Source organism: Pectobacterium sp. 1950-15 (genome assembly GCF_037136835.1).
GTDB lineage: Bacteria > Pseudomonadota > Gammaproteobacteria > Enterobacterales > Enterobacteriaceae > Pectobacterium.
Genome location: NZ_JBBBQR010000013.1, coordinates 40,805 through 62,535, shown reverse-complemented (window position 1 = coordinate 62,535; position 21,731 = coordinate 40,805). Strand labels below are relative to the sequence as shown.

General features: G+C 52.4%; 18 protein-coding genes and 1 pseudogene. 11 read left to right on the top strand and 8 right to left on the bottom strand.

Annotated elements, in window-relative coordinates; translation table 11 throughout:
• Positions 1–4: 4 nt before the first annotated feature.
• The 4 genes from yidC to rpmH are packed head-to-tail and all read right to left on the bottom strand — an operon-like array spanning position 5 to position 2,381.
• A complete protein-coding gene (yidC, locus tag WCT94_RS15085) occupies positions 5–1,639 on the bottom strand; it encodes a membrane protein insertase YidC (RefSeq protein ID WP_336870201.1) in 1,635 nt (544 codons plus the stop codon).
• A gap of 2 nt (positions 1,640–1,641) precedes the next feature.
• Positions 1,642–1,899: a membrane protein insertion efficiency factor YidD gene (gene yidD / locus WCT94_RS15080; RefSeq protein WP_071821043.1), complete on the bottom strand. Its 258-nt coding sequence runs from the start codon at positions 1,897–1,899 to the stop codon at positions 1,642–1,644.
• The gene (gene rnpA / locus WCT94_RS15075; RefSeq protein WP_071821045.1) at positions 1,863–2,222 is read right to left on the bottom strand and encodes a ribonuclease P protein component; all 360 of its coding nucleotides are present in this window, start codon (positions 2,220–2,222) and stop codon (positions 1,863–1,865) included. The genes yidD and rnpA overlap by 37 nt, the downstream gene beginning before the upstream one ends.
• Before the next feature lie 18 nt (positions 2,223–2,240).
• The gene (gene rpmH, locus WCT94_RS15070) at positions 2,241–2,381 is read right to left on the bottom strand and encodes a 50S ribosomal protein L34 (protein WP_005976668.1); all 141 of its coding nucleotides are present in this window, start codon (positions 2,379–2,381) and stop codon (positions 2,241–2,243) included.
• 672 nt (positions 2,382–3,053) lie between these two features.
• Between rpmH and dnaA the strand changes: the two genes are divergently transcribed.
• Genes dnaA through gyrB form a run of 4 tightly spaced genes read left to right on the top strand, consistent with a single transcriptional unit; the run spans position 3,054 to position 9,127 of the window.
• A complete protein-coding gene (dnaA, locus tag WCT94_RS15065) occupies positions 3,054–4,451 on the top strand; it encodes a chromosomal replication initiator protein DnaA (RefSeq protein ID WP_336870200.1) in 1,398 nt (465 codons plus the stop codon).
• Positions 4,452–4,455: 4 nt separating this feature from the next.
• On the top strand, positions 4,456–5,556 hold the full coding sequence (dnaN, locus tag WCT94_RS15060) for a DNA polymerase III subunit beta (protein WP_012772749.1): 1,101 nt from the start codon (positions 4,456–4,458) through the stop codon (positions 5,554–5,556).
• A 49-nt stretch (positions 5,557–5,605) separates the two neighbouring features.
• Positions 5,606–6,691, top strand: a complete 1,086-nt coding sequence (gene recF / locus WCT94_RS15055; protein WP_010281217.1) for a DNA replication/repair protein RecF — start codon at positions 5,606–5,608, stop codon at positions 6,689–6,691.
• 18 nt (positions 6,692–6,709) lie between these two features.
• Positions 6,710–9,127 (top strand): DNA topoisomerase (ATP-hydrolyzing) subunit B, encoded by a 2,418-nt coding sequence (gene gyrB / locus WCT94_RS15050; protein WP_336870199.1) that lies wholly within the window; start codon positions 6,710–6,712, stop codon positions 9,125–9,127.
• Positions 9,128–9,245: 118 nt separating this feature from the next.
• Here the strand turns inward: gyrB and WCT94_RS15045 are convergent, their stop codons facing one another.
• Positions 9,246–10,436, bottom strand: a complete 1,191-nt coding sequence (locus tag WCT94_RS15045; RefSeq protein ID WP_336870198.1) for an MFS transporter — start codon at positions 10,434–10,436, stop codon at positions 9,246–9,248.
• 164 nt (positions 10,437–10,600) lie between these two features.
• Between WCT94_RS15045 and WCT94_RS15040 the strand changes: the two genes are divergently transcribed.
• Positions 10,601–10,969 carry a GFA family protein gene (locus WCT94_RS15040; protein WP_336870197.1) on the top strand — a complete coding sequence of 123 codons (369 nt, stop codon included), beginning with the start codon at positions 10,601–10,603 and terminating at the stop codon, positions 10,967–10,969.
• Between the two features lie 49 nt (positions 10,970–11,018).
• Here the strand turns inward: WCT94_RS15040 and WCT94_RS15035 are convergent.
• A pseudogene (locus WCT94_RS15035) lies at positions 11,019–13,022 on the bottom strand (methyl-accepting chemotaxis protein).
• Positions 13,023–13,306: 284 nt separating this feature from the next.
• Positions 13,307–14,320 carry a LacI family DNA-binding transcriptional regulator gene (locus tag WCT94_RS15030; RefSeq protein WP_336870196.1) on the bottom strand — a complete coding sequence of 338 codons (1,014 nt, stop codon included), beginning with the start codon at positions 14,318–14,320 and terminating at the stop codon, positions 13,307–13,309.
• A 214-nt stretch (positions 14,321–14,534) separates the two neighbouring features.
• Here WCT94_RS15030 and WCT94_RS15025 point away from each other — a divergent pair, with 214 nt between their 5' ends.
• The 5 genes from WCT94_RS15025 to yidA all read left to right on the top strand — a co-directional run bounded on the left by WCT94_RS15025 (position 14,535) and on the right by yidA (position 18,948).
• Entirely contained in the window at positions 14,535–14,840 is a 306-nt protein-coding gene (locus WCT94_RS15025) for a PTS sugar transporter subunit IIB (RefSeq protein ID WP_336870195.1), read from the top strand.
• A 16-nt stretch (positions 14,841–14,856) separates the two neighbouring features.
• Complete coding sequence (locus tag WCT94_RS15020) at positions 14,857–16,170, top strand: PTS sugar transporter subunit IIC (protein ID WP_336870194.1); 1,314 nt, start codon at positions 14,857–14,859, stop codon at positions 16,168–16,170.
• A complete protein-coding gene (locus tag WCT94_RS15015) occupies positions 16,160–16,501 on the top strand; it encodes a PTS lactose/cellobiose transporter subunit IIA (RefSeq protein ID WP_336870241.1) in 342 nt (113 codons plus the stop codon). Before WCT94_RS15020 ends, WCT94_RS15015 begins: the two co-directional genes overlap by 11 nt.
• A 33-nt stretch (positions 16,502–16,534) precedes the next feature.
• Positions 16,535–17,977, top strand: a complete 1,443-nt coding sequence (locus WCT94_RS15010; protein WP_336870193.1) for a 6-phospho-beta-glucosidase — start codon at positions 16,535–16,537, stop codon at positions 17,975–17,977.
• 155 nt (positions 17,978–18,132) lie between these two features.
• Complete coding sequence (gene yidA / locus WCT94_RS15005; protein ID WP_336870192.1) at positions 18,133–18,948, top strand: sugar-phosphatase; 816 nt, start codon at positions 18,133–18,135, stop codon at positions 18,946–18,948.
• A 145-nt stretch (positions 18,949–19,093) separates the two neighbouring features.
• Here yidA and WCT94_RS15000 read toward each other — a convergent pair whose 3' ends face one another.
• Entirely contained in the window at positions 19,094–19,990 is an 897-nt protein-coding gene (locus WCT94_RS15000; RefSeq protein ID WP_336870191.1) for a LysR family transcriptional regulator, read from the bottom strand.
• A 142-nt stretch (positions 19,991–20,132) separates the two neighbouring features.
• Between WCT94_RS15000 and WCT94_RS14995 the strand changes: the two genes are divergently transcribed.
• Positions 20,133–21,683, top strand: a complete 1,551-nt coding sequence (locus WCT94_RS14995; RefSeq protein ID WP_336870190.1) for an ABC transporter substrate-binding protein — start codon at positions 20,133–20,135, stop codon at positions 21,681–21,683.
• Positions 21,684–21,731 lie beyond the last annotated feature (48 nt).

The window sequence follows — 21,731 nt, the reverse complement described above, 5'->3', positions numbered from 1 at the left end:
CGGATTACTTTTTCTCGCGGCTATGCAAACCACGTTTTTCCAGACCGCGGTAGATCAACTGCTGCTGGAGAATGGTAACCAGGTTACTAACGATGTAGTACATAACCAGACCTGACGGGAACCACAGGAAGAAGACCGTAAAGATGACCGGCATGTAGGTCATGATCTTCTGCTGCATTGGGTCGGTCACGGTGGTTGGTGACATCTTCTGGATGAAGAACATCGTCACGCCCATCAGGATCGGCAGAATGTAGTACGGGTCTTGTGCAGACAGGTCATGAATCCACAGCGCGAACGGTGCGTGGCGCAGTTCAACGGAACCCATCAGCATGTAATACAGCGCCAGGAAGATTGGCATCTGAATCAGCAGCGGGAAGCAACCGCCCAGCGGGTTCACTTTCTCTGACTTGTACAGCGCCATCATTTCCTGACTCATGCGCTGTTTGTCATCACCAATACGCTCACGCATTGCCTGCAATTTAGGTTGCAGCAAGCGCATTTTCGCCATTGAGGTGTATTGCGCTTTCGTCAGTGGATACATCACGCCACGTACGATAAAGGTAATGGCAATGATGGAGAAGCCCCAGTTGCCGATAAAGCCGTGCAGGAATTTCAGCAGCTTAAACAGCGGCTGAGAAATAAACCACAGCCAGCCGTAATCTACGGTCAGGTCCAGATGCGGCGCGACAGCAGCCATCTTGTCCTGAATTTCCGGGCCGACCCACAGGGTCGCGTTCAGATTCTGTTGACTGCCCGCGGCAACCACAACGGGTGCAGCCTTGAAGCCAATCGCAGCCTGACCGTTGCCCAGTTTATTGGTATAGAACGTATTCGCGCCTGCCGTCGTTGGAATCCACGCGGTTGCGAAGTACTGTTGCAGCATCGCCACCCAACCACTGTTGGTTGTGATGTTCAGGTTTTCGTCCATGTCGCTGAAGCTGTACTTTTTGTACTTGTCTTCGCTGGAAGAAAACGCCGCGCCACGGTAGGTGTGCAGTGCAAAGTTGCTGCTGCCGGTGTCACGGTGCTTAGGCAATTCGATAGACTGTTTTAACTGACCGAACAGCGTGAGTTCCAGAGGCTGCGCGCTGGTGTTGTTGACGCTGTAGTCAACGTTCAGTGCATAGTCGCCACGTTTCAGAACAAACGTTTTGGTATAGGTTACGCCGTCCGCAGCGGTGTACGTCATCGGAATGCGCAGTTCGTTCTGGCCATCAGCCAGTTCGAAGCTATCTTGTGTGGTGGTAAACAGCGGACGCGGGCCGTTAGCCGGGTTGTCCGGGCCGTTTTTGCCGGTCAAACCGCTCTGAGCCTGATAGACAAACTCTGATGTGGTTTCCAGCAGATGGAAAGGTTTATCTGAACCCAGTGTATCCGGGTAAGCCAGCAGGTGCGCTTGCTCGACGTCGCCGCCACGCGTGTTGATTGTCAGCGACAGTACGTCGGTTTTCACCGTGATCAGCTTGCCTTGACCGCTGGCTGGTACGCCCTGGTTGTTAGCATCACCGGTCACTGCGTTCGTCGCCTGCTGTATGGCTTGCGTGGTGGTTGGCGGATTTTTATCCGTTTCCCAAGCCTGCCAAAGCATAAAGGTTACGAATAGCAGAGCGATGAGAAGAAGATTGCGTTGCGAATCCATCGTTAATGTTCTCTGTTATTGTCGGTTTTTGGCGGTACGGGATCATCACCACCAGGGTTCAAAGGATGGCATTTTAATACGCGTTTAAGCGTCAACCAACAGCCTTTTATCATGCCGAACCTGCGTATTGCTTCAATCCCGTATTGCGAGCACGTTGGCCGGAACCGGCAATGTGGTCCGAGTAACGGGCTGATAACGAGTTGATAACCGCGTATCAACCCGATCAGGAGTCGGGAGCCAAACGACGGTGCCGACGCCATAGTTTTTCCAATGCTTCCGTCAGGGTGCGGTTATCCAGCTCAGATACCCCTTTTTTCACGAGCACCACAAAATCCATTGCAGGCAATGAATGTTGATGCAGGCGAAAGCTTTCGCGCGTCAGGCGTTTAATCCGATTGCGTTCATGAGCACGTTTTACATGCTTTTTGGCGACGGTAAGACCGATGCGGGGATGCCCCAGCGAGTTCAGGCGGCCGAGAATGGTGATTTGCGGCGTGCCAGCCCGTTGTGGCTGCTGGAAGACGAAAGTGAAATGACTGGGAGTTAACAAACGTAACTCCCTGGGAAATGCGAGCTTAACCACTCGGTGGGTTAGCTTTTATTACTTAGAAACAGACAGACGAGTACGGCCTTTCGCACGACGGCGGGCCAGAACTTGACGACCATTCTTGGTGGCCATACGAGCACGGAAACCATGGCTACGGTTACGCTTCAATACGGACGGTTGGAAAGTGCGTTTCATGGCGATTTCTACCTAAACTTGGATAATTATAACTTCACAGTAAACGCGTTTGGCTGTTCGGCGTGAAAATGACCGACGCCTCAATCGCATATCACAGTCTATATAACGGAAAGAGGCAGGATTGTAATAATTGTACAGTCCTGAGTCAATTAACATCACACTTCACACGCCAGCCATTCCGATTATTTTTGGAATTTCTGCCTGCCAGAGCACAGAAAGGCGTAGACGCGCGGGCAGGGAATTATACGGACTCTATTGCAAAGCGCAAGGATCCTCCAACGATCTGTCCGGTAAGATCATGATCGATATCACCGTAACGATCGTGTCTCCGGAGGTATGCTTGAATGCGTTTCATCAGGGGTGGGTAAAATATGTACCTGCCGTTCATTTGGCGTGCCGCAGGGAGTCGCGATAAGAATAGCCTGTGGATAAAAAGGATCGAAACTGTGCAGAAGGGGAAGATCTCTTTGGCGGATTAGGTTATGATCCGCGGTTCCGTCAGCGATCCTTTTGGTGGATCGTCGGGATAAATCGCCGCGCTATGTGGTGTGTCTGCTGTCTGAATTGTGAATGAAGCAAGTGTGGATAACGCAGGCGCCAAAAAATCATGAGTTACATAAATAACGTCTTATTCTTTTCTTTTTGATCGTTCTTGTTCGAGTGGAGTCCGCCGTGTCGCTTTCGCTTTGGCAGCAGTGTCTTGCCCGTTTGCAGGATGAGTTACCTGCCACAGAATTCAGTATGTGGATACGCCCGTTACAGGCGGAGCTGAGTGATAACACTCTGGCGCTCTACGCCCCTAATCGCTTTGTTCTGGATTGGGTTCGTGATAAATATTTAAATAATATCAATGGTTTGCTGAATGATTTCTGCGGGATGGATGCTCCTTTACTGCGTTTCGAGGTGGGGAGTAAACCGCTGGTTCAGACCATCAGCCAGCCCGCGCAACCGCATCATAAGCAGGTCAGCGCTGCGCCTCAGCAGCAGGTGCGATCAGCGCCGGTACGCCCAAGCTGGGATAATTCACCGGTACAGGCGGAGCATACTTACCGTTCCAATGTGAACCCCAAGCATACGTTTGATAACTTCGTTGAGGGTAAATCGAACCAGTTAGCACGCGCGGCGGCGCGTCAGGTGGCCGATAACCCTGGCGGTGCCTATAATCCGCTGTTTCTTTATGGCGGCACCGGCCTGGGTAAAACGCACCTGTTACACGCGGTGGGGAATGGCATCATTGCCCGCAAGCCCAATGCGAAAGTGGTCTACATGCACTCCGAGCGTTTCGTGCAGGATATGGTGAAAGCATTGCAAAACAATGCGATTGAAGAGTTCAAACGCTACTACCGTTCTGTTGATGCGCTGCTCATCGATGATATTCAATTCTTTGCTAATAAAGAGCGTTCGCAGGAAGAGTTCTTTCATACCTTCAACGCGCTGCTGGAAGGCAACCAGCAAATCATTCTGACGTCTGACCGCTACCCGAAAGAGATTAATGGCGTGGAAGATCGCCTGAAATCCCGCTTCGGCTGGGGGTTAACGGTCGCAATTGAACCGCCAGAGCTGGAAACCCGCGTGGCGATTCTGATGAAAAAGGCAGATGAAAACGATATTCGTCTGCCTGGCGAAGTGGCCTTCTTTATTGCTAAGCGCCTGCGTTCTAACGTGCGTGAGCTGGAAGGCGCACTGAACCGTGTTATCGCTAACGCCAATTTTACCGGCCGCTCCATCACCATTGATTTTGTGCGTGAGGCGCTGCGCGATTTGCTGGCGTTGCAGGAAAAACTGGTTACTATCGACAATATTCAAAAGACCGTGGCGGAATACTATAAAATCAAAGTAGCCGACCTGCTGTCTAAACGTCGTTCCCGCTCGGTGGCGCGTCCGCGCCAGATGGCGATGGCGTTGGCGAAAGAACTGACGAATCACAGCCTGCCGGAAATCGGCGATGCCTTTGGCGGGCGTGACCATACGACGGTGTTGCATGCCTGCCGCAAGATTGAGCAGTTGCGTGAAGAAAGCCACGACATCAAAGAAGATTTTTCCAATTTAATCAGAACTCTATCGTCATAACACTATGAAATTTATTGTTGAACGCGAACGTCTGTTAAAGCCATTACAACAGGTCAGCAGCCCGCTGGGCGGCCGACCGACTTTACCGATTCTGGGCAACCTGCTGATTCAGGTGACGGAAGACGCACTGTCGCTGACTGGTACCGATCTGGAAATGGAGATGGTGGCGAAAGTGGCGCTGACGCAGCCGCATGAGCCGGGTGCCACGACTGTCCCTGCCCGCAAGCTGTTTGATATTTGCCGGGGCCTGCCGGAAGGCGCGGAAATTACCATCATGCTGGATGGCGATCGCATGCTGGTGCGCTCTGGCCGCAGCCGTTTCTCGCTGTCTACGCTACCTGCGGCGGATTTCCCTAATCTGGACGACTGGCAGAGCGACGTTGAATTTTCTCTGCCGCAGGCGACGATGAAGCGTTTGATCGAAGCGACGCAGTTTTCGATGGCGCATCAGGATGTTCGCTACTACCTCAACGGTATGCTGTTTGAAACCGAAGGCGAAGAGCTGCGCACGGTCGCGACGGATGGTCACCGTCTGGCAGTCTGCTCCATGCCGGTTGGTCAATCTTTACCATCGCATTCGGTGATCGTGCCGCGTAAAGGCGTGATGGAACTGGTGCGTTTGCTGGATGGTGGTGATACGCCGCTGCAATTGCAGATCGGCAGCAACAATATTCGCGCACATGTCGGCGACTTTATTTTCACGTCGAAGTTGGTCGATGGGCGTTTCCCTGATTATCGTCGCGTATTGCCGAAGAACCCGGATAAAACGCTGGAGGCCAGCTGCGATCTGCTCAAGCAGGCCTTCTCCCGCGCGGCGATTTTATCGAATGAAAAATTCCGCGGTGTGCGTCTGCACCTGATTCAGAACCAGCTTAAAATTACTGCCAACAACCCAGAGCAGGAAGAAGCGGAAGAGATTCTGGATGTGCAGTACGACGGCACCGAGATGGAAATTGGCTTTAACGTCAGCTACGTACTGGATGTGCTGAACGCGCTGAAGTGCGAAGGAGTGCGTTTACTGCTGACCGATTCCGTTTCCAGCGTGCAGATCGAAGATAGCGCCAGCCGGGCGGCGGCCTATGTCGTTATGCCAATGCGGTTGTAGAATTATCGGGCAAGCTTACTTGCCCTTTCATTATTAAGATAACTGCAACATGGCTCTCACTCGTCTTCTCATCAAAGATTTCCGTAATATCGAGGCGGCCGATCTGGCGCTGGTTCCCGGCTTTAATTTTTTAGTGGGTGCCAACGGCAGCGGTAAAACCAGCGTGCTGGAAGCAATTTATACGCTAGGGCACGGGCGGGCGTTTCGTAGCATTCAAGCGGGGCGCGTCATTCGGCACGATCAGCCAGAATTTGTACTGCATGGTCGTATTGATGGTACGGAAACGGAGCGATCCGTTGGGTTAAGCAAAAACCGTCAGGGCGACAGTAAGGTACGGATTGACGGCAGCGACGGCCATAAAGTCGCTGAACTGGCACAGCTGCTGCCGATACAGTTGATCACACCTGAAGGGTTTACCCTGCTCAACGGCGGCCCAAAATTTCGTCGCGCCTTTCTCGACTGGGGTTGTTTCCATAACGAACCCGGCTTTTTCGCGGCCTGGAGCAACATGAAGCGTTTGTTGCGCCAGCGTAATGCGGCACTGCGCCAGGTGAGCCATTATGGGCAGCTTAGAGCCTGGGACCAGGAACTGGTGCCGCTGGCGGAGCGTATCAGCGAATGGCGTGCGCAATACAGTGCGGCGATTGCCAATGATATCGCCACGACCTGTACGCAATTTCTGCCTGAATTTTCGCTCAGTTTCTCTTTCCAGCGCGGCTGGGATAAAGAAAGTGAGTATGCCGAACTGCTGGAACGGCAGTTCGAACGCGACCGTATGTTAGGTTATACGGCGCTGGGGCCGCATAAAGCCGACTTCCGCATCCGCGCCAGCGGCGTGGCGGTTGAGGATATGCTGTCCCGTGGCCAGCTCAAGCTGCTGATGTGCGCGCTGAGGCTGGCTCAGGGTGAATTTCTCACCCGTCAGAACGGACTGCGCTGTCTGTATCTGATCGATGATTTTGCTTCCGAACTGGATAGTACCCGCCGCCGTTTGTTAGCCGAACGGTTGAAAGCCACCCATGCACAGGTTTTTGTCAGCGCGGTCAGCGCCGAACAGATAGAGGACATGGTTGGTGAAAAGGGCAAGATGTTCCGCGTAGAACAGGGTAAAATAACGGTTCAATCACAGGACTAAAATGAGCGAGAAACGTTGATGTCGAATTCTTATGACTCCTCAAGTATCAAGGTATTGAAAGGGCTGGATGCGGTACGTAAACGCCCAGGTATGTATATCGGCGATACGGATGACGGTACCGGCCTGCATCACATGGTATTCGAGGTTGTGGACAACGCTATCGACGAAGCGCTCGCTGGCTATTGTAAAGACATTATCATCACCATCCATGCCGATAACTCGGTGTCGGTGCAGGATGATGGCCGTGGTATTCCGACGGGGATTCACCCGGAAGAGGGCGTGTCTGCGGCTGAAGTGATCATGACCGTTCTGCACGCTGGCGGTAAGTTCGATGATAACTCGTATAAAGTCTCCGGCGGTCTCCACGGCGTAGGGGTTTCCGTGGTTAACGCCCTGTCAGAAAAACTGACGCTGATTATCCACCGCGACGGGAAGCTTCACGAGCAGACTTATAAACACGGCGTGCCGCAGGCTCCGCTGGCAGTGACGGGTGACACCAACAGAACCGGTACCACGGTGCGCTTTTGGCCGAGCCATGAGACGTTCACCAATGTGGTGGAATTCGAGTATGAAATCCTGGCTAAGCGCCTGCGTGAGCTGTCGTTCCTGAACTCCGGTGTTTCTATTCGCCTGATCGACGAGCGTGAGAAAGATAAAGCCGATCATTACCATTATGACGGCGGCATCAAGGCGTTCGTTGATTACCTGAACCGCAACAAGACACCTATTCACCCGAACGTGTTTTATTTCTCGACGGTGAAAGATGACATCGGCGTGGAAGTGGCATTGCAGTGGAACGATGGTTTCCAGGAAAACATTTACTGCTTTACCAACAACATTCCACAGCGCGACGGTGGTACGCACCTGGCCGGTTTCCGTGCCGCGATGACCCGTACGCTGAATACCTACATGGATAAAGAAGGCTACAGCAAGAAAGCCAAAGTCAGCGCCACCGGTGACGATGCGCGTGAAGGGCTGATTGCCGTCGTTTCCGTGAAAGTGCCGGATCCGAAATTCTCCTCGCAGACTAAAGACAAGCTGGTTTCTTCTGAAGTGAAAACCGCCGTCGAATCGCTGATGAACGAGAAGCTGGTGGATTACCTGATGGAAAACCCGTCAGATGCCAAAATCGTAGTCGGCAAAATTATTGATGCCGCACGTGCCCGTGAAGCGGCGCGTAAAGCGCGTGATATGACACGCCGTAAAGGCGCACTCGATCTAGCTGGCCTGCCGGGTAAACTGGCGGACTGTCAGGAACGCGACCCGGCGCTGTCTGAACTGTACCTGGTGGAAGGGGACTCAGCGGGCGGCTCTGCCAAGCAGGGACGTAACCGTAAGAACCAGGCGATTCTGCCGCTGAAAGGTAAAATCCTGAACGTTGAGAAAGCCCGTTTTGACAAGATGCTTTCCTCACAGGAAGTCGCGACGCTGATCACTGCGCTGGGCTGCGGCATTGGCCGCGATGAGTACAATCCGGACAAACTGCGCTACCACAACATCATCATCATGACCGATGCTGACGTGGATGGTTCGCACATCCGTACTCTGCTGTTGACCTTCTTCTATCGTCAACTGCCTGAAATTGTTGAGCGTGGCCACGTTTATATCGCGCAGCCGCCGCTGTACAAGGTGAAAAAAGGCAAGCAGGAACAGTACATCAAAGATGATGAAGCGATGGATCAGTACCAGATTATGCTGGCACTGGACGGCGCGACGCTGCATACCAATGCGCAGGCTCCTGCGCTGGCGGGGGAGCCGCTGGAGAAGCTGGTTTCTGAACACTATGCCGTACAGAAGCTGATCGGTCGTATGGAACGTCGCTTCCCGCGCGCGTTGTTGAACCGTCTGATCTATCAACCGACGCTGTCCGAAGCCGATTTGAACGAGCGTGAAAACGTGCAGGCGTGGGCGGAATTGCTGGTTAACAGCCTGAACGAAAACGAATTGCACGGCAGTACATACAGCTTTGTCATTCACCACGATGAAGAGCGTGGCGTATTTGAACCGGCGCTGCGCGTGCGTACGCACGGTGTGGATACCGATTATCCGCTGGGCGCTGGCTTCGTTGCAGGTAGCGAATATCGCAAGCTGAATCAGCTGGGTGAAAAACTGCGCGGCCTGATTGAAGAAGATGCGTACATCGAACGTGGTGAGCGTCGTCAACCGGTTGCCAGCTTTGAGCAGGCATTGGAGTGGCTGGTGAAAGAATCCCGCCGTGGTCTGACCATACAGCGTTATAAAGGTCTGGGTGAAATGAACCCGGATCAGCTGTGGGAAACCACGATGGATCCGACCAGCCGCCGCATGCTGCGCGTGACGGTGAAAGACGCCATTGCTGCCGATGAGCTGTTCACAACGCTAATGGGCGATGCGGTTGAACCGCGCCGTGCGTTTATCGAAGAGAACGCCCTGAAAGCGATGAATATCGATATCTGATTCGGTTTACGTTGTTATCGTTACCTGAGCCAGCTCCCTGTGGAGCTGGCTTTTTTTATGGCGAGCTTCCTGCCCGCCACCCTTTGGGCCGTCGCGAGCGACGTTGAAAAACGTTTTATCAGGCTAATGCACGGCGTTTGGCGCTACGCATTTCCTGTAGCAGCGTGATGAAAGCTGTGATTAGCATAAAGATGACGGCAGACCAGAAAATGGCGTGAGGATGGCCGTGATCCAGCAGCCAGCCGAACAGCACCGGTCCCGCAGCGCCGCCGATGTTGAAACCGGTGGAGACAATCCCAAAGACCCGTCCTTCCGCGCCTGGCGGTGAGGCGGCGCGTACTAACATATCCCGAGAAGGGGCGATCATGCCGGAGAGGAAACCAGCAGCAGCCAGCAATGGCACCAGCACGATAGTCGGCAAGGAATACATGGCAACGATACTGACGAGCACGGCGGTGACGGCCAACGCCGCTGTCGCGACCAGCCCGTGGCGTTTGGTTTTATCCGCCAGTGAGCCGCCAGCCAGTACGCCAAAGGCGCTGGCGAACAGGAACGCGGTCAGCGCCACGTTAGCCTGCGAAAGCGACAAATCGTAACCCGTGACTAACGCCGTCACGGAGAAATTCTGGATTGAACCCGTACTTAAATTCAGCAGCAGGAACAGAATCAGCAGTGCCAGAATCGGCAGCGTGAACACGGGCGCGCGCGATTTGCCCGGCTGGGTGCCTGTTGCCGCTGCAGGTTTCATTCGGCTAGGTTCATCGCGATCCGTCAGAAGCAGCGGTATCGTCAGTAAGCCGATGATGCCGGAAACGATGAAGGCGCTATTGATGCCGGAAAAAGCGGCGATGGACAGCAAAATACCGGGCGCAATGGCCGTGCCCAGAAAGCCGGAGAAGGTATGCACTGAGAACGCGCGGCCCATGCGTTTTTCATCAATCCCGCGCGACAATAAGGCGTAATCCGCCGGGTGATAAACCGCGTTTGCCACGCCAGCCAGCCCCATCGCGGCGACCAGCCAAACATAGCTGTCTGAGAAACCGAGCGAGAGAAAACAGAGGCTTCCGAGCGCTAAACCTGCGGTTAACGTGCGGCGCGCGCCGATGCGATCCACCATAAAGCCAATTGGTGTTTGCACACAGGCAGAGACAATGTTGAATACGCTAAGCGCAAACCCGAGTTCGACAAAACTGATATCGCGCTGAGCTGACAGCAGCGGAATCAGTGCGGGCAGCACCATCATATGGAAGTGACTCACCAAATGCGCTGATGAGATTTGCGCCAGTAGCGGTAATTTTATGAATTTCATATTATCTTTGCAGCTTACGGGTCTGTAGATTTTATTATCGTGAGAGCTGGCGCAAGAACAGGGCGTCACTCCCTGGTAAATGGATCATAAGGTTAGCATATTACTTATATCATCGATGGCGAATATTGATACCCGCCTTTTCCGCAGAATAGGGAGAGAACCGCATGACGATAACATCATATTTGGGTGGGTGTTTATGTGGTCAGATTCGGTTCAGAGCCACGGGCGAACCGGGCAATCCCCATGCCTGTTCCTGCACTTCTTGCCAGCAGCATTCCGGTGCGCCAACGCTGTTGTGGGTTGAGTTTCCCCGGTCGGCAGTTGAATGGATTGGTGAAGGCGGAGAACCCGCGCGCTATCGTTCGTCTGATTACTCCAGCCGGGCTTTTTGCCCGCACTGCGGCAGCACGCTGGGAGCGATTGATGATGAACCGACCATTGCGCTGACGATTGGGAATTTTGATGAGAAAAACAGCCCAGAGCTGAAGCCAACGTCACATTCGTTCGAAGACTGCTGCCCACGTTGGGAATAATGCACAGGCCGTTTCCGGCCCGTGCGGAGGAGTGGGTGAAGAAGGATGATTACGAGAGTTTGAATACCAGCACGGTCTGCGCGAGCTGTCTGGCCTGTTCTTCTAGTGACGCAGCGGCAGCCGTGGCTTCCTGCACCAGTGCGGCGTTCTGCTGGGTGACGCCATCCATCTCGTGAACGGCCTGCGTCACCTGACTGATCCCTCGCGATTGTTCATCCGATGCTGAGACGATCTCATCCATGATGTCTTTTACCGACGTGACGGCACTCAGCATTTCCTGCATGGTCTCACCGGCGCTCTGAACCAGCGTAACGCCGCTGTCGACACGGCTGGCGGATTCTGTAATCAGCGCGGTGATATCTTTTACGGCACTGGCGCTACGCTGTGCGAGGTTACGCACCTCGTTGGCAACAACGGCAAAACCGCGCCCTTGTTCGCCCGCTCTGGCGGCTTCCACCGCCGCGTTGAGTGCCAGAATATTGGTCTGGAATGCGATACCGTTGATGATGCTGGTAATATCGGCAATCTTCTTCGAACTGTCGTCGATCTCACTCATAATGTGAACAACCTGACCGACTATCTTGTCACCTTTCTGAGCGATGTGGGCCGCGTTCTGCGCCAGCGTTGTGGCGTTATGGGCGTTATCCGCATTCTGTTTCACCGTCGCCGTAATCTGCTCCATGCTGGCGGCGGTTTCTTCCAGCGCCGCCGCCTGTTGCTCGGTACGAGAGGCCAGATCGGTGTTGCCTGTCGCAATTTCTGTCGCACCGTGGCTGACGGATTCGCTGGTGCTAATCAGCTGCTCGGCGATATCTCTCAGCTGTGACTGCATGGCGTTCATGGCGTAAAAAATACTGCTATCGTCTTTTGGCTGCACAGGAATGGTCTGCGTTAAATTCCCCTGCGCGACGGACAGCGCGATCTGTGCTGCCTGAGAAGGTTCCCCACCGATAGGACGAGCGACCTTACGGTTAAAGATGATGCCCAGCACGCCGGAAACCACCACGATGCTCAGCATCATAAGCAGCAGGCCCACGTTACGCTGCTGCACCGTTTCCGCCATCACCACATTGACGGGAGCAGACAGGCCGAGCATCCAGGGCGTGCCGGTATTGCCGATGGTGACTGGCACATACACGTTAAACGCTGGCGTGTTCAGTACGGCATTGTCACGTTCGATCTGATAAGGCCGCCCTGTGGTGACATGCTCAAGCAGCGTTGGGTCATTTTCAATTTTTTTGGTCACCCGAGCTTTGTCGGGGTGGGAAATGTAGGCGCCAGTATGGGACAGCAGCTGGGCGTAGCCTGTTCCCTCATAGGGTTTGATGTTGTTGGTAAGTTGTTGCAGCGTATCCAGTGAAAAATCCGCAGTGACGGAGCCGTAAAATTTGTTGTTGATGATGATGGGCACGGCAATGGAGGTCAGCAGGACATCGACGCCGTTGTAAGGGTAGCTATACGGTTCCAGAATCACTTCTTTCTGGAGCTTCTTCGGCAGCAGGTAGTAATCGCCGCTGCCGGGCGTTTCATAATCCACCAGATTATGCAGAGCAACGTTGCCTGCGGTATCGCGGTCGACATAACGGACGAAGCGACCTTGCGGGTCCTGATCGGGCTGACCCGCGTACTCGCGATCTTTGCCGTCGAACGCATCAGGTTCCCATGCCAGCGACATCGAAAGGAAATCGGGGTAGCTCTTCAGCGCATTCTTCAGCAGCGTTTCTGCGGTTTTCCGATCGGCATTGCCTGCTTCTTGCAGACTGACAACGCTCTGTACCAAATTGCGTGCCGCATGGAGTGCGACATCCAGCTTCTGCTGAATAAGGTAACTGTTGGTATAGGCCGTTTGCTCAAGATACTACTGCGCGATGGTCTTTTGTTGCTGGCCGGATTGCCAGATCAGCAGGCCGATAGTGAGAATAAAACCGAGTGCGATAGTGGTAACGCCTGCCAGAAGCATCAGCATCCGTGTGCTGAGTTTTCTTTTGGACGCAGTTGGTGAGGAGTAAATGGGTGGATTGCTGTGGTTAACCGGTAACAGTGTTGTAGACATATGCGTAATATCCCCTGGGATATAAGCGCCGATACCCGTCAATTTAGGGTATATAGGTGCTTTTTTCATAAAAGAATCAATTGATTGTCTTCCTTCTGTTTTATAGTCATTCCCTTCGGCGACTCATCATTATTTGTGATGTAAGTCACAAATAAATTATCGGCGAGAAACACTACCTCTTTAGGCTATTCACGAAAATGTCACAAATTGGCGCAGTCATAAACCGGCATCAGTGTGATAGCGGATGAGATGTGAGGCATGACGCCTCACCGTGTGAACGAGGGTTAAGCGGCAGGGCCTTTGCTGACGGAATCGCGGATAATCAATTCGCCCTTGAAGTCAGGCGCAGGCACGACGGTTTCACCCTCCAGCCGGCACAGCAGTTTCTCAAGGGTATAGTTGATCATCTCTGCGACGGGCACGTGTACGGTAGTGAGCGGGGGATAGAACCATGAAGCCATGGGTAAATCATCGAACCCTAGCAGCGAGACATCCTGCGGAATTGCAAGGCCGTGTTCGCGCAGCGCTTTTGCCGCGCCAATCGCCATGTCGTCATTGCTGGCGACCAGAGCACTGAAAGTGCCCGCCTGTTGCAGCAGGGTTTTTGTTGCCGAATAACCGCTGTCATGCGTCCAGTCGCCAGGCGCAACCAGACTGTCACTATAGGGAATCCCATTTTCCTCCAGCGCTTGCCGGTAGCCCGCCAGTCGGCTCGTGCCGGTGGGTGAATTCGGCGATCCGCAGATAAACGCAATATCACGATGACCCTGCGTAATCAGGTAATTGACGGCATCATGGCAGTGTTGCTGGTGGTCAGCACAGATACCGTTGTCACCGTGCCGATGCAGTGTGCGGTTGACGACCATAATCGGCTGTTCATGCTGTTCGATAATGCTTTCCAGCGCATCGATAGAAAGAAAGCGCGGATAGATAATGACGGCATCGCAGCGTAAATCGAGCAGGAACTGGATCGCTTCTCGCTCTTCTTCCGCACTGTGTTTGCCATCCGCCATGATGAGCTGCCGCCCGTATTTTTCCGTCATCGTCGCCGTTTGGAACAGCAATTCGCTGAAATAGGGGCCGCTGTATAGCGTGTTGGTCACGACCAAGCCAATGATTTGCGATTTGCTTGTGGCGAGCTGACGCGCCAGCAGGTTAGGCCGGTAGCCAATCTCTTCAATCGCCCGGAATACCCGATCCCGCGTGGTTTTACTGACGTAGTTATTCCCTGTCAGCACGCGTGATACGGTGGCTTTGGAGACACCGGCTTTTTTCGCTACATCGAGCATGGTTACCATCGTACTTTCCCGTTCTCCTTTTGCGCCGCTTTATGGCGTCATTATAGGGAAAAATCCTCCTTTTTTATCACCAATAACGCGTGTAGGGATAAAAATATTCCCTGATTGCGCTATTTATGATCGCCTTCAAAAAACAGTAAAAACAATATGAAACCGGTTGCATATTATTTTTCGTCTTGCTTGAATAATAAAAAAACGGACGGTGAGGTGCAGTATGAATAAGATTTTACTCTGTTGCGCAGCAGGAATGTCTACCAGCATGCTGGTACAGCGGATGGAAAAGGTCGCCGAGCAAAAGGCGATCGCTGTCGAGATAAAAGCCGTAGGTTTTGAAGAGTTTAGTGAACTGATTGATGAATATGACTGTTGCCTTTTGGGGCCGCAGATTAAGTATAAACTGCCTGAATTCAAAGCGATAGCTGACGAAAAAGCGAAGCCGATCGCGGTTATTAATATGGTTGATTACGGCATGATGAATGGGGAGAAAGTCCTTAACGATGCCCTGGCGATGATCGCGTAATATAACGGGAGGAATAATGAGTAAATTAACCGAGTCATTATTCAGCGTTATCGAAAACCGTATTAGCCCCATTGCGGCGAAACTTTCCAGCCAGCGTCATGTTGTTGCCATTAAAGATGGGTTCATTGCGTCAATGCCCTTTTTAATTGTCGGCTCTTTTATGATGCTATTCGCTCATCCGCCTTTTAGCCCGAATAGTGAATGGGCTTTTGCGCAGTGGTGGCTGGGGATGGTGGAACGCCACGGCGAACAAATCATGATGCCCTACAATATGACGATGGGCATTATGGCGGTGTATATCACCAGCGCCATCGCTTATAACCTGGCGCAGAGCTATAAAATGAACGGTTTTATGGCCGCCAGTCTGGCGCTGATGTCGTTTATGGTCGTTGCAGCGCCGCAAATCGACAAAAGTCTGCCGGTTGGGTCGCTGGGCGGCGAGGGGATTTTCACCGCGATTATCGTGGCGATCTACTCGACGGAGCTGATGCATTTTTTGCAGAAGCACAATATTGGCATTCGCCTGCCGGAACAGGTACCGCCGAAAATCCGCCAGTCTTTCGATCTGCTGATCCCGATTCTTGCCATTTTCCTGACGCTGTTCCCGCTTAGCCTGTTCATGCAGAGCCAGTTCGGCATGCTGTTGCCGCAGGCGATCATGGCTGTCTTCGCGCCGATTATCTCGGCATCCGATTCGCTTCCTGCCATCCTGATCGCGGTGCTGCTCTGCCACCTGCTGTGGTTTGCCGGGATTCACGGCGCCGTTATCGTCGGCGGCATTTTGCAGGCGTTCTGGCTGACCAACTTAGGAATCAATCAGGAAGCGTTTAACGCGGGCGCACCGATCACCAAAATTTTCATTGAGCCCTTCTGGCAGTTCTTCATTACGGTGGGGGGATCGGGGGCGACCATGGGGCTGGTCTTTCTCTATCTGCGCAGCCGTTCTGCTCATCTGCGCTCTATCGGCAAGTTGGCCGTGGTGCCGAGCATGTTCAACATCAATGAACCGGTGATTTTTGGTTCACCCGTCGTGATGAACCCGCTGCTGTTCATCCCGTTTATTACTGCGCCGCTGGTAAATGCCACCCTTGCCTATATCGCGTTAAAAACCGATTTGGTGCATCGCGTCATTTCTCTTGCGCCCTGGACAACGCCGGGCCCGATTGGCGCAGCCTGGTCTACGGGATGGGACTGGCGTGCGGTGGTGCTGGTGGGGGTACTGATTGTCGTCTCATCCTTAATCTATTACCCCTTCTTCAAAATGTATGAACGTCAGTTGATCGAACAAGAAGTGGGTACAGCAGAGGAGACAGTGAGTGATGCGCGATGAAACCATTCTTGATGAAACGACAGTAATGGAACTGATTATCTATGCGGGAGAGGCACGCTCCAGCTCAATGGAAGCGCTGATCGCTGCCAGAAAATATGACTGGGACAAGGCCGAGGAACTGCTGAACACGGCTTCCGTTGCGGCGCGTAAAGCCCATCAAATCCAGACGGCTCTGATTGGTGCCGATGAGGGCAGCGGGAAAATCCCGGTCAACCTGATTCTGGTTCACGCGCAAGATCACCTGATGAACGCGATGCTATGCCGTGAATTGGTGGAGGAGCTGATTCAACTGCATCGGGAAATCTCCTCCCTGAAAAAGCTTATAAATTAATAATATGCAAACCTGAAATAAGAAGGAAACAAGATGTCTGTTCAACAATTACCGAAAGACTTTCTGTGGGGCGGCGCGGTAGCGGCGCATCAAGTTGAAGGTGGTTGGGATCAAGGCGGCAAAGGCGTCAGCATTTGCGATGTCCTGTCCGGCGGTGCCCACGGCGTTGACCGTGTGATTACCGATGGCGTACAGCCTGGTGTCAGTTATCCGAATCATCAGGCGGTGGAGTTTTATTCCCACTATAAGCAGGATGTTGCCCTGTTCGCCGAAATGGGCTTCAAATGCTTCCGCACCTCGATTGCCTGGACGCGTATTTTCCCCAATGGCGATGAGCTGGAGCCGAATGAAGCGGGTCTGCAATTCTATGACGACCTGTTCGATGAGCTGCTGAAATACAACATCGAGCCAGTGATTACGCTGTCCCATTTCGAGATGCCGCATCATCTGGTTAAGCAGTACGGCGGCTGGCTGAACCGTAAAGTGGTGGATTTCTTTGTACGCTACAGCGAAGTGGTCATGAAGCGTTACCAGTCCAAAGTGAAATACTGGATGACCTTCAATGAGATCAACAACCAGCGTAACTGGCAGTATCCGCTGTTTGGCTACTGCTGTTCCGGCGTGATTTTTACCGATCACGACAAGCCGGAGCAGGCGATGTACCAAACGCTGCACCACCAGTTTGTCGCCAGTGCGAAAGTGGTGAAACTGGGTCATGAAATTAACCCGAACTTCAAAATTGGCTGCATGCTGGCGCTGGTGCCGATCTATCCGTGGTCATGCCATCCGGATGACGTGATGTTTGCACAGGAAGCGATGCGTGAACGCCACCTGTTCGGTGATGTGCAACTGCGTGGTTACTACCCGTCTTACATCCTGAAAGAGTGGGCGCGCAAAGGCTATCAGATTGATATGCAGCCGGAAGACGAACAGACGCTGCGCGAAGGTTGCACGGACTATCTGGGCTTCAGCTACTACATGAGCAGCGCGGTGCAGCTGGCGGCAAAAGGCCAGAAAAAAGAAGATGCGATTACGGGCTTTGACGGCGGCGTGAAAAACCCGCATGTGAAGGCATCGGAATGGGGCTGGCAGATCGACCCGGTTGGCCTGCGCTATACGCTGAACAGCTTCTATGAGCGTTATCAGAAACCGATGTTCATCGTCGAAAACGGTTTTGGCGCGGTAGACAAGGTGGAAGCCGACGGCAGCATTAATGATGATTACCGCATCGAGTACCTCAAAGCGCATATCGATCAGATGAAGAAAGCCGTCGTGGAAGATGGCGTGGAACTGATGGGCTATACCCCGTGGGGCTGCATCGACTGCGTGTCGTTCACCACCGGTCAGTACAGCAAACGCTACGGTTTCATCTACGTGGATAAACACGACGATGGCACCGGCACCTTCAAGCGCTCGAAGAAAAAGAGCTTTGACTGGTATAAGAAAGTGATCTCCAGCAACGGCGCAGAACTATAACGGCGATTGCAGAAAACGTTGGTCACAAGGCCGTGCTTAACCGCACGGCTTTTTACGTTGCGCGTCATACGCCTGTCACCCTGCTGTATTTCACTAACGACTTCATCGCTGAATCGCGTTAGCATGAAAACAGATAACTTGATGCTGGAAAAACTATGTCTGTAAAACTGATCGCTATTGATATGGACGGGACGTTGCTGACGCCCCAAAATCAAATTTCACCTGCGGTAAAAGCCGCGATTGCCGCTGCCAGAGAGAAAGGCGTGCAGGTCGTGTTGGCTACCGGTCGTCCTTACATTGGTGTCGAGCGCTACCTGATGGAGCTGGATTTGCAGCAGGAAGGCTGTTACTGCATTACCAACAACGGCGCGCTGGTGCAGCGTACGATCAACGGTGACTGCGTAGCGCAAACCGCGCTGAGCTTCGACGATTATCTCTATTTCGAAGCGCTGGCCTGCAAACTGGGCACCCATTTTCACGCGTTGGACTTCAACTTCGTCTATACCGCCAATAAAGACATCAGCCCTTACACCATTCACGAATCCCACCTGACCGGAATGCCGTTGAAGTATCGCGCGGTTGAGGAAATGGATCGCGGCCTGACGTTCCCGAAAGTGATGATGATTGATGAGCCAGAGATATTGGATCGCGCCATCAGCCAGATTCCACCGGAAGCCTTTGAACGCTACACCATCATGAAGAGTGCCGAATACTATCTGGAAATTCTGGATAAGCGCGTCAACAAAGGTGAAGGTGTGAAGATGCTGGCAGAGCACCTCGGCATTCCACGCGAAAGCGTCATGACGCTGGGTGACCAGCAGAACGATCTGGCGATGATTCGCTATGCGGGCATCGGCGTAGCGATGGGCAATGCCATCGACGAAGTGAAAGAAGCCAGCCAATTCGTCACCAAAAGCAACACGGAAGACGGCGTCGCTTATGCGATCGAGAAATTTGTGCTGAATGCCTGATTCGAGAGATATAAGGCTGAATAGCCATCAATGATGGCTACTTTTATTTAAAATAATAACCTTAGTGTTTATTTTATATAAATCTATTTCCTGATAGTCATTATTCAATAAATACATTAATAAAAATAACGACTTCGATTGGAAATTATTTTAATTCCAGACTGTCCGCTATTTTTTCTTTCATAACCTGAGTGATGTGATTCACCACTTGGCTGCGGGGAATTTGAGGTGGGTAAACCGCGCAATACGCCATTTTTATATCAGGATTGAAAGGCTTAACGATAACCGGGGAAGGGCTGTTCAGGGCGGTAATAAAATCTACCACGCCGATGCCGACGTTTCTTGACGCTAGCACGCAGCAATTAGCCATTGAGGTTTCGATGGGGTTATGCAAATAGATTTGTTCTTTTCTGGCGGAGATATCAATCTGCGCCCGCAGCGGTGTGGTTCTGCCGGGCAGAATGGCGCGCGTGCCAGCCAGGTCGGCGAGTGTAATTTCATCCGCCGTGGCAAGCGGGTGATCCATCGCTAACACCGCGACAGCACTGGCGTCAGCCAGCGGTTCAGCTTCCAGCCCTTTGATGCCGGGCTGGCCGAAAATAAACCCCACGTCATAGTGGTTTTCAGCAATCGCGTCCGTAATACGGCTGCTGCTTTCGATGTCCAGAAACAGGGAAAGATCGGGGTATTTCTTGAGTAAGGTAGGGAGGACCTGGTCGGAACAAAGGAACGAGAGCGCCTGAACGGCGGCGATGCGCAGTACGCTGCCTTTGGCGTGGCGAATTTCATCGGCAATCAGCCCGATTTGATCCAATCCTAAGTAAAGACGCTCGACTTCCCGGTACAGCTTCATCGCCTCGGCGCGTGGAATCAGGCCGCGTCCGTCTCTATCAAATAGCTTCAGATTCAGCGCGTCTTCGAAGTCTTTAATGAGTCTGCTGACCGCGGGCTGAGTGATATACATCATGTTGGCGGCAGCGGTGATGCCTCCGGTGAGGATGACTTTATGAAAGGCTTCAACCTGACGGGGATTGATACGCATGCTCGTCACCTTAAAACATAACATTTAGTTATCAATTTAACACAAAATGCAATTTTTCATTATCCAATCTGGCGCATAGACTCACAATCATAAGATTTAATACACTTCATCAGTACTCAATCATGGAATAGAGGGTTAGTGAATGAAGAAATCAACGCTGGCGTTATTGTTTACCGTTTTATTTTCATCTTCACCTTTGGTTTATAGCGCGGACCTGAATATCGGTTTGGCTTCCTCCACCACATCAATGGATCCGCAGTTTTATGTGAGTGGAGCGAATAGCGCAATGGCGCGCAATATTTTTGACGGTTTGGTTGTACAGGATGAAAAACAGCAGATTGCACCTGCCCTGGCAACCAGTTGGAAAGTGATTGACGACAAGACGTGGGAGTTTGTATTGCGTCCTGGCGTTAAGTTTCACGACGGCAGTGATTTTACGGCTAAAGATGTGATTGCCAGCATTAAGCGTGTTGCGCTGGCATCGAAAAACAGTCCTAGCTCTTACGCACCTTACGTCAGCGACATTGCTGAAGTAATAGAAGTTAATCCACTAACGGTGCGGATTAAGACAAAAGAGGCTTCGCCACTGCTGCTGAATAATTTAAGTCGGATTTCGATTTTACCGGCCCGACTTGAAAACGTCCCGACGGAAACGTTGAATTCAGGAAAAGATGTGATTGGTACAGGGCCATTCAAATTTGTTTCCTGGGTGCCGGACGACCGGGTAGTCCTTAGTCGTAATGACGATTACTGGGGAGGAAAAGCAGAGTGGGACAACGTTACTGTCCGTGTATTTAAAAACAGTAGTGCACGTGTAGCAGCAGTATTATCCGGTGATGTGGACATGATCGAAAACGTTCCAACAGCCGACAGCAGTAATATTGAAAAAAATCAGCAGTTAAAAACGATTTCAACACCAGGGAATCGTGTTATTTACCTTCACATGGACCAGCAGCGAGAGGAATCACCGTTCGCCAAAGGCCCTGATGGTAAAAACCCATTACTAAAAAAAGAAGTACGCCAGGCGATGTCTTTAGCACTTAATCGTCAGGCAATCGTCGACCGTGTGATGGAGGGGCAGGCTGTTGTCGCCTCTCAGCTTGTACCGAAGGGGTACCCAGGCTATTCCGCTTCTATTCCTGCGCCGGTTTATAATCCGGAGAAAGCCAAACAGGAACTGGCGGCGGCGGGTTACCCCGACGGCTTCACGCTGACCTTCCACGCGTCGAACGATCGTTATCCTAATGATTCTAAAATTGCTCAGGCCATTGGCCAAATGTTCACACGCGCCGGCATCAAAACCGAAGTCGTTACGATGCCCGGCAGTGTGTACTTCTCACGCGCGTCTCGTCTCGAATTCAGTTTGATTATGGGCGGGGCCGCGATTGAAACCGGGGAAGCTTCTGGGGTATTGGGGCCCTTGTTAGAAACCTTTGGCCCCAATGCAGGACAGGGTAATCGTGGTCGCTATTCCAATCCTGTCTTTGATAAAACGCTGAACGAAGCACGGGTCACGCTGGATGAAACCAAACGTGATGCGCTGCTGGCTGAGGCGATGAACATTGGCATGAACGATCTGGGTGTCATTCCAGTCATGTTCCTGTCCAACACCTGGGCGATGAAAAAGCAGTATACCTATGTGGGCCGTTCCGATGCCTACACGCTGCCGTACTTCGTCCGTTCCGCAAAATAGTTACCTTTCAGCGATGACCCAAAAGGGGTGAGGTTTTCACCCCTTATT

Coding starts and splice junctions, on each gene's coding strand:
- WCT94_RS15025 (WP_336870195.1), top strand. CDS start 14,535: ATGAATAAGATTTTACTCTGTTGCGCAGCAGGAATGTCTACCAGCATG.
- yidD (WP_071821043.1), bottom strand. CDS start 1,899: ATGGCGTCGGCACCGTCGTTTGGCTCCCGACTCCTGATCGGGTTGATA.
- recF (WP_010281217.1), top strand. CDS start 5,606: ATGGCTCTCACTCGTCTTCTCATCAAAGATTTCCGTAATATCGAGGCG.
- gyrB (WP_336870199.1), top strand. CDS start 6,710: ATGTCGAATTCTTATGACTCCTCAAGTATCAAGGTATTGAAAGGGCTG.
- WCT94_RS14995 (WP_336870190.1), top strand. CDS start 20,133: ATGAAGAAATCAACGCTGGCGTTATTGTTTACCGTTTTATTTTCATCT.
- rpmH (WP_005976668.1), bottom strand. CDS start 2,381: ATGAAACGCACTTTCCAACCGTCCGTATTGAAGCGTAACCGTAGCCAT.
- dnaN (WP_012772749.1), top strand. CDS start 4,456: ATGAAATTTATTGTTGAACGCGAACGTCTGTTAAAGCCATTACAACAG.
- WCT94_RS15015 (WP_336870241.1), top strand. CDS start 16,160: ATGCGCGATGAAACCATTCTTGATGAAACGACAGTAATGGAACTGATT.
- WCT94_RS15020 (WP_336870194.1), top strand. CDS start 14,857: ATGAGTAAATTAACCGAGTCATTATTCAGCGTTATCGAAAACCGTATT.
- WCT94_RS15040 (WP_336870197.1), top strand. CDS start 10,601: ATGACGATAACATCATATTTGGGTGGGTGTTTATGTGGTCAGATTCGG.
- WCT94_RS15045 (WP_336870198.1), bottom strand. CDS start 10,436: ATGAAATTCATAAAATTACCGCTACTGGCGCAAATCTCATCAGCGCAT.
- yidC (WP_336870201.1), bottom strand. CDS start 1,639: ATGGATTCGCAACGCAATCTTCTTCTCATCGCTCTGCTATTCGTAACC.
- WCT94_RS15030 (WP_336870196.1), bottom strand. CDS start 14,320: ATGGTAACCATGCTCGATGTAGCGAAAAAAGCCGGTGTCTCCAAAGCC.
- WCT94_RS15000 (WP_336870191.1), bottom strand. CDS start 19,990: ATGCGTATCAATCCCCGTCAGGTTGAAGCCTTTCATAAAGTCATCCTC.
- yidA (WP_336870192.1), top strand. CDS start 18,133: ATGTCTGTAAAACTGATCGCTATTGATATGGACGGGACGTTGCTGACG.
- WCT94_RS15010 (WP_336870193.1), top strand. CDS start 16,535: ATGTCTGTTCAACAATTACCGAAAGACTTTCTGTGGGGCGGCGCGGTA.